This window comes from Bartonella sp. F02 (assembly GCF_026929975.1).
Taxonomy (GTDB): Bacteria; Pseudomonadota; Alphaproteobacteria; order Rhizobiales; family Rhizobiaceae; genus Bartonella.
Genome location: NZ_JANHOK010000009.1, coordinates 21,045 through 27,044 on the forward strand (window position 1 = coordinate 21,045; position 6,000 = coordinate 27,044).

The following is a 6,000-nucleotide window of genomic DNA, read 5'->3' on the forward strand; positions in this document are numbered from 1 at the left end:
GGGGTATAAGCTCATTGTTTTGAGAATTGATGTTTTTTGATGTGAGCTTTTTTGAAAGAGCTTTTCTTCTTATCTTTTTTTAATTTGTAAAAAATAAACGCTTTTGAGTTTTACTCACCGTTTGTCTTTTTACACTTTTTGTGTTTAGAGTAAAAAAATGGTTGAAATGAAAAAGAATTCACCTTATATAAAACATTGCCCAAAGTCGCACGTGCCTGTGGGTGTCCGCTGGTTCTCAAATGGTGAGATTAACCGGTACGGTACCTGGAACTAACCGCTCCAGTCATTCTTATGGCCAACCAAAAGGATGAGGACATCTTGAAGCAACGACGGTGCGGGCCTTTCTGGTGTCTTCCAGCAGTCCAAAAGCTGGGATAACTATAGAGGCACACCTCATTGCCTTCAGTGCGGAAGTGGTTTTTCATCTCCAATCAAAAAGGCAGATAAATCGGAACAATGCGATTTTCGCGCTGTTCTTTTGCTGTATGCAATGCAGATTCTTTCCTAATTATGTTGATAATTGGGGTAAGGATGTTTGTTGTATGCGTTTTGTCTTTGGCTTTTGGCAGTTTTTTCTGTCCAATAGCATAAAGTGGAGAATTTTTTCTCCCTTAAAAGGAGAATTGCACATGGCGACGCAACGTATTCGCGATTTCCTTGCAACACATCGTTCTGAAGGCCCATGTTTGGTTGTTGACCTTGATGTTGTCCGCGAAAATTATTTAAACTTTGAAAAAGCATTTCCACAATCACGTATTTTTTACGCTATCAAAGCTAATCCAGCGCCTGAAATTTTGCATCTACTTGCTTCATTAGGATCTTCTTTTGATGCGGCTTCTGTTGCAGAAATTGAAATGGCTTTAAAAGCAGGCGCAACGGCTGAACGCATTTCTTTTGGGAATACTATTAAGAAAGAGCGTGATATTGCGCGTGCCTATTCTTTTGGTATTTCGCTTTATGCAGTTGATTGTATTGAGGAAGTTGAAAAAGTTGCTCGTGCTGCACCAGGAAGTCGCGTGTTTTGCAGAGTTCTTACTAGTGGTCAGGGAGCGGAATGGCCATTATCTCGTAAGTTTGGTTGTGTTCCCGAAATGGCAATTGATGTATTACGTCGTGCGCACCAATTAGGCTTGCAAGCATATGGTGTTTCTTTTCATGTTGGTTCTCAGCAGACAGATTTGAATGCATGGGATTACGCTTTATCAGATGCTGCTCTTATTTTTGAAACTTTAGAAAAAGAAGGAATTCTGTTGAAGTTAGTTAATATGGGAGGCGGTTTTCCAACACGGTATTTGAAGGATGTTCCCACGACACAAGCTTACGGTGCTGTAATTTTTGATTCATTAAAAAAACATTTTGGGAATCATATTCCTGAAACGATTATTGAGCCAGGCCGTGCGATGGTGGGGAATGCTGGTGTTATTCGCACAGAAGTGGTTCTTATTTCCAAAAAAGAAAAGAATGGTTCTATGCGTTGGGTCTATCTTGATATTGGTAAATTTAATGGGCTTGCTGAGACGATGGATGAAGCTATTCGTTATCCTATTGAAACCGCTTATGATGATCAAGTGATGGAACCTTGTATTTTAGCGGGGCCAACATGTGATTCTGTGGATGTTATGTATGAAAAAACGCCTTATCTTTTACCTCTGTCTTTAACAGTTGGAGATGAAATATTGATCCATGGCACTGGTGCTTACACAACAACTTATGCATCTGTTGCATTTAATGGTTTTGAGCCTTTACGATCTTATGTGATCTAATTTTTTTGTTTCTTTTGTAAAGATTAAGATGCGTAGAAAGATATGACAGAGATGAATACAATTAATTTTCAAACAAAAGATGGTTCATTTTTTACACTTTCGTCTGAGAAAGAAGCAGATAAGTCTTGTCGGGAATATTTGCTTGATTTGGCAATGGGAAAGGGGCGAAAGCGTAAGTCTTCAGAAACTTTGCGTCGTGGTCGGTTAGCAGCTTGCGGGCTTTCTTTTGTTGTTAAAAATCCGTTTGGAGAGCTTGTTGGTAGTGTGCGTCTTTGGCACGTTACATGCAGAAAAGGTCAAGATGGAATCCAACATTCTTTGTTTTTAGGTCCTCTTGCTGTGTCTCCTGAATGTTCTGGTATCGGAATAGGGTCACTTTTAATGCGGCATGCCATTGCAATGGCGAAAGAGCTTGGTCATGGTGCTATTTTGCTTGTTGGTGATCCTGAATTTTATCAGCGTTTTGGTTTTTCAAGTGATTTAACAAAAAACTTAGCCATGCCTGGTCCTTATGAGAAGCATCGTTTTCAAGCATTGGAGCTTATTTCTGGACATCTTAGCGCATGTCATGGTGTTTTGATTCCAAGTGGAAAGTTAAAACGTCAGAGTCGTTTTCAGCGTCATAAAGTTGCTTAAAAATTGTTTTGCTTTTGCACGCAATGGCAGCGCATCGAATATTTCAAGCGCTGCTTTTTTATTGTATTTCCACAGTCTGGAAAATTCGCCCATATATGAAATAAAGAGTGTGCTAAAATCTCTTTTTAATCGAATCTTCTCTGCAATAGCTAATATTTTAAAATTGCCTTGAAACGATAAGCTGTTTTTTCTTTTGAATTTTGATCATTAAAAACAGTTTATTCTATCACTGATGCCCTTCATCAATGGATGGAAGGAGAATCAGTTGATGGTGGTGCTTTTTTAAGTAACATGACAGAAAATGTTAAGATTGTAAAAATAACGGTCAATATAAAGAAAACGTCACTGAAAGCCATGACCATTGCTTGCATGCGCACCATATTAACAAGTTGAAGTAAAGCAAGACTATGGGGATCGAACGTAGAAGAACTGAAATATGCTGTGAGATTTGCAATCATTTCAGTTGCATAACGCGTTCCTTTTTGAACAGTTTCAGCTATTCTTTCATAGTGAAGATCAGAGCGTTGTGTGAGAATAGTGTTGATGATTGCCAATCCTACTGCGCCACCGAGATTTCGTGTCAGATTAAAAAGCCCAGAAGCATTTTTCATTTTTTCTGGAGGCAATGATCCTAACGCAATATTATTGATAGGAACCATACACAGCATAATAGAGCTTCCACGGAAAACTTGTGTCCAAAAAAGCTCCCAAAAATCCCAGTTATCTGTCACAAAAGTTGCTAACCAAGTTCCCCATGCAAAGAAAGCAGCACCTATGGCGATCATAAGACGTGGATCCATACGTGCTGACAGGAATCCTGCTATTGGTGCGGTTAAAAACATAGCCATGCCAGATAAGAAGAGCGTTTCTCCAATCATAAGTGCATCATAATGGCGGATTTGAGCTAAATAGACAGGGTAGAGATAGGTGAGTCCATAAAGACCTATCCCGAGCATAAAAGAAAAGATGGATGCGATTGAAAAATTGCGATCAGAAAAAGCGGAAAGATCAACAATTGGTTCTTCAACAGTAAAAACGCGCCAAAAGAATATCATTGCCGATACAAGCATAATAATGAACAGATTCAAGATGAGATTATCATTTAACCAATCGCGACTCGTTCCTTCTTCTAGAATATACTCTAGGGTTCCAAGGAAGATGGCCATAAAGATAAGTCCCCACCAATCAAATTTAGCAAGTAAAGAAGGTTCTGCTTTATCAAAATCAATTAATTTCCAAGCGATAATTGAGATGATGATTCCAAAAGGCACATTAATGAGAAAAAGCCAATGCCATGAGAAAAGATGGCTCAGATAACCTCCTACGGTTGGACCAATGGTGGGGGCTAATGTTGCTACTAATCCTACGATAGGTGTAACAATTGGACGCTTAGAAGGAGGAAAGATCGTGTAAGATGCCACAAAGACACTGGGAATAATACCACCTCCAATGAATCCTTGGAGCGCTCGATAAATAGTCATTTGATCAATAGATGTGGCCGTTGCGCAAAGAATGGATGCCAATGTAAAACCTGCTGCTGAAACACTAAATAAAATTCGTGTTGACAGTAAACGCCCCAAGAAACCAGAGAGGGGCAACATAATGACCTCTGCAATAAGATAGGCGGTTTGAACGCGTGAAATTTCATGTGAACTTGCTGATAGTCCAGCTTGAATCTCGGCTAAAGATGAAGAAACGATTTGGATATCTAAAATAGCCATGAACATACCGAACGTCATAGCAATGAAAGCGATGATTCTTCCTATTCCTATCCGTTCTTGAGAGGGTGCAGACGCGGGATTATTCATGGCAGAATTCTTCGTTTTAGTTATAAAAGATTTTTATTGCTTTGGTTTTGTGCGTGTATTGATTTTTACGGATACACTCATTCCTGCTCGAATCCTTCCGTTTTTTAACGCATTTTCAGGAATTGAAATTCTTACTGGAACACGTTGGGTAATTTTAGTAAAATTGCCCGTCGCATTTTGTGGAGGCAAGAGAGAAAAAACAGCTCCTGTAGCTGGTGCAACAGAAAGAACCTTGCCTTCAAATGCATCATTTTTAAACGCATCAATAGAAATATAAGCTGTTTGCCCACTATAAATATTTTGTAACTGTGTTTCTTTATAATTTGCTTCAATATAAAGTGCGTGAACAGGAACTAAGGATGCAAGATGTTGGCCATTAGCAACAAAATCACCGACTTTTGCAGTTAAATTTCCGATAACCCCATCAAATGGTGCACGGAGAATAGTTGCATCGAGATCACGCTGTGCTTTATCGCGCATCAGCTCGAGACTCTTCGTTTGACTGACGGTTTCGTTTCGTTGTGCTTCTAACACTTGAATATTGGCCTGTGCTGCGGCAATATGAGCATCTGCACGTGTGACATTAGCTGCGGCCTGCTCATAAGAAGATTGAGCATTATCAAGATTGGCTTGAGAAACATAACGATTTTCTTTAAGCTCTGTGGTGCGTTTGAAGGTTAGCTGTGCATTGGTTGCAATTGCTTCAGCAGCTATTTTTTGTGCTTGAGCATCATCTAGGGAGCTGCGTGCAGCTGCGATTTGTGCATCAATCCGTATAAGCGTTTTTTCCTGTGTTTCAAGACGTGCATTGGCTTGATTTAGAGCAATTTGATAATCACCATCGTCAAGACGAAATAAAATATCATTTTTTTTAACAGTTTGGTTTGCGTTAATAAAAATTTCTTCGATATATCCATTTAATTTAGGAGCAATTGTGGTGATATCACCTTGTACATAAGCATCGTCTGTCGTAATCATATAACGCCAAAGCGTGAGCCATTTATAGCTTAAAAATAATGCAAATAACGCACTAATTATTAGAAGAATGCTTATTATTTTTTTGTGTTTTATATCTTTTGAAAAAATTGTCTCAGGGATAGACATAGGTTTTATACTTCCAATTACATTTATAATAGAAATTTATTATCATTTTTACGTAAAAACGCTTTATGATCTTTGATTGTGATACACGTTATTTGAGATGACAAGTAAAGTAGCGATGCATAATATTAAACTTCCATACTTGCAAGTGTAGATAATTATTTTATTCTGCATTACTTTTTATGAAGCATTCTTTACAGGTTCCTCGTATTTCTATTGTGCTTTTATAGGATTGAAAATCAATATTTTGTGTTATTTTTCTAATATCGTGTACAATTTTTTTATTTTGTATTTCATTGACTTTTCCACAGTTATCACAAATTGCAAAAGTTGTTAGTTCGTGTTGACAATGATTAGGATATGAACAGGCCATGAAAGCATTAACACTTTCAAGACGATGTACGCACTTGAGTTGGATGAGCTTTTCTAATGCACGATAAACTTGTAGAGGAGAACGAAGCCCTTCTTCACGCAAACGATTAAGAATTGCATAAGCACTTAAAGGGCCTTGCGAATTTTTTAAAATATCCAGAACTAACATTTGGTTACGCGTAAGTTTAGATGGCATTGATACCTTCCTTTTTAGCATGTAATGCAGCATAGAGCGTATAGAATATTTGTGCAATGGTGTTTATAATTCAAAATGATACCTATGTAAGGCGCATTTTTATTTCTCAATAAAACATAAAATT

5 protein-coding genes are annotated in these 6,000 nt (G+C 38.1%); 2 read left to right on the top strand and 3 right to left on the bottom strand.

The features are described from left to right. The first annotated feature begins 629 nt into the window (after positions 1-629). Together NPY00_RS06160 and NPY00_RS06165 are read left to right on the top strand one after the other, a co-directional pair. Positions 630-1,763, top strand: coding sequence for a type III PLP-dependent enzyme (locus tag NPY00_RS06160; protein WP_269021207.1), 1,134 nt, complete (start codon positions 630-632; stop codon positions 1,761-1,763). A gap of 51 nt (positions 1,764-1,814) precedes the next feature. Beyond that, positions 1,815-2,399, top strand: a complete 585-nt coding sequence (locus tag NPY00_RS06165) for a GNAT family N-acetyltransferase (protein ID WP_269021208.1) — start codon at positions 1,815-1,817, stop codon at positions 2,397-2,399. Between the two features lie 242 nt (positions 2,400-2,641). On the opposite strand, the gene NPY00_RS06170 is transcribed toward NPY00_RS06165, so the two are convergent. From NPY00_RS06170 to NPY00_RS06180, 3 genes are all read right to left on the bottom strand, one after another. Next, complete coding sequence (locus NPY00_RS06170) at positions 2,642-4,207, bottom strand: DHA2 family efflux MFS transporter permease subunit (RefSeq protein ID WP_269021209.1); 1,566 nt, start codon at positions 4,205-4,207, stop codon at positions 2,642-2,644. Positions 4,208-4,240: 33 nt separating this feature from the next. Next, positions 4,241-5,311 (bottom strand): HlyD family secretion protein, encoded by a 1,071-nt coding sequence (locus NPY00_RS06175; RefSeq protein ID WP_269021210.1) that lies wholly within the window; start codon positions 5,309-5,311, stop codon positions 4,241-4,243. A 160-nt stretch (positions 5,312-5,471) separates the two neighbouring features. Continuing rightward, positions 5,472-5,876 (bottom strand): Fur family transcriptional regulator, encoded by a 405-nt coding sequence (locus NPY00_RS06180; RefSeq protein WP_269021211.1) that lies wholly within the window; start codon positions 5,874-5,876, stop codon positions 5,472-5,474. Positions 5,877-6,000: the final 124 nt, after the last annotated feature.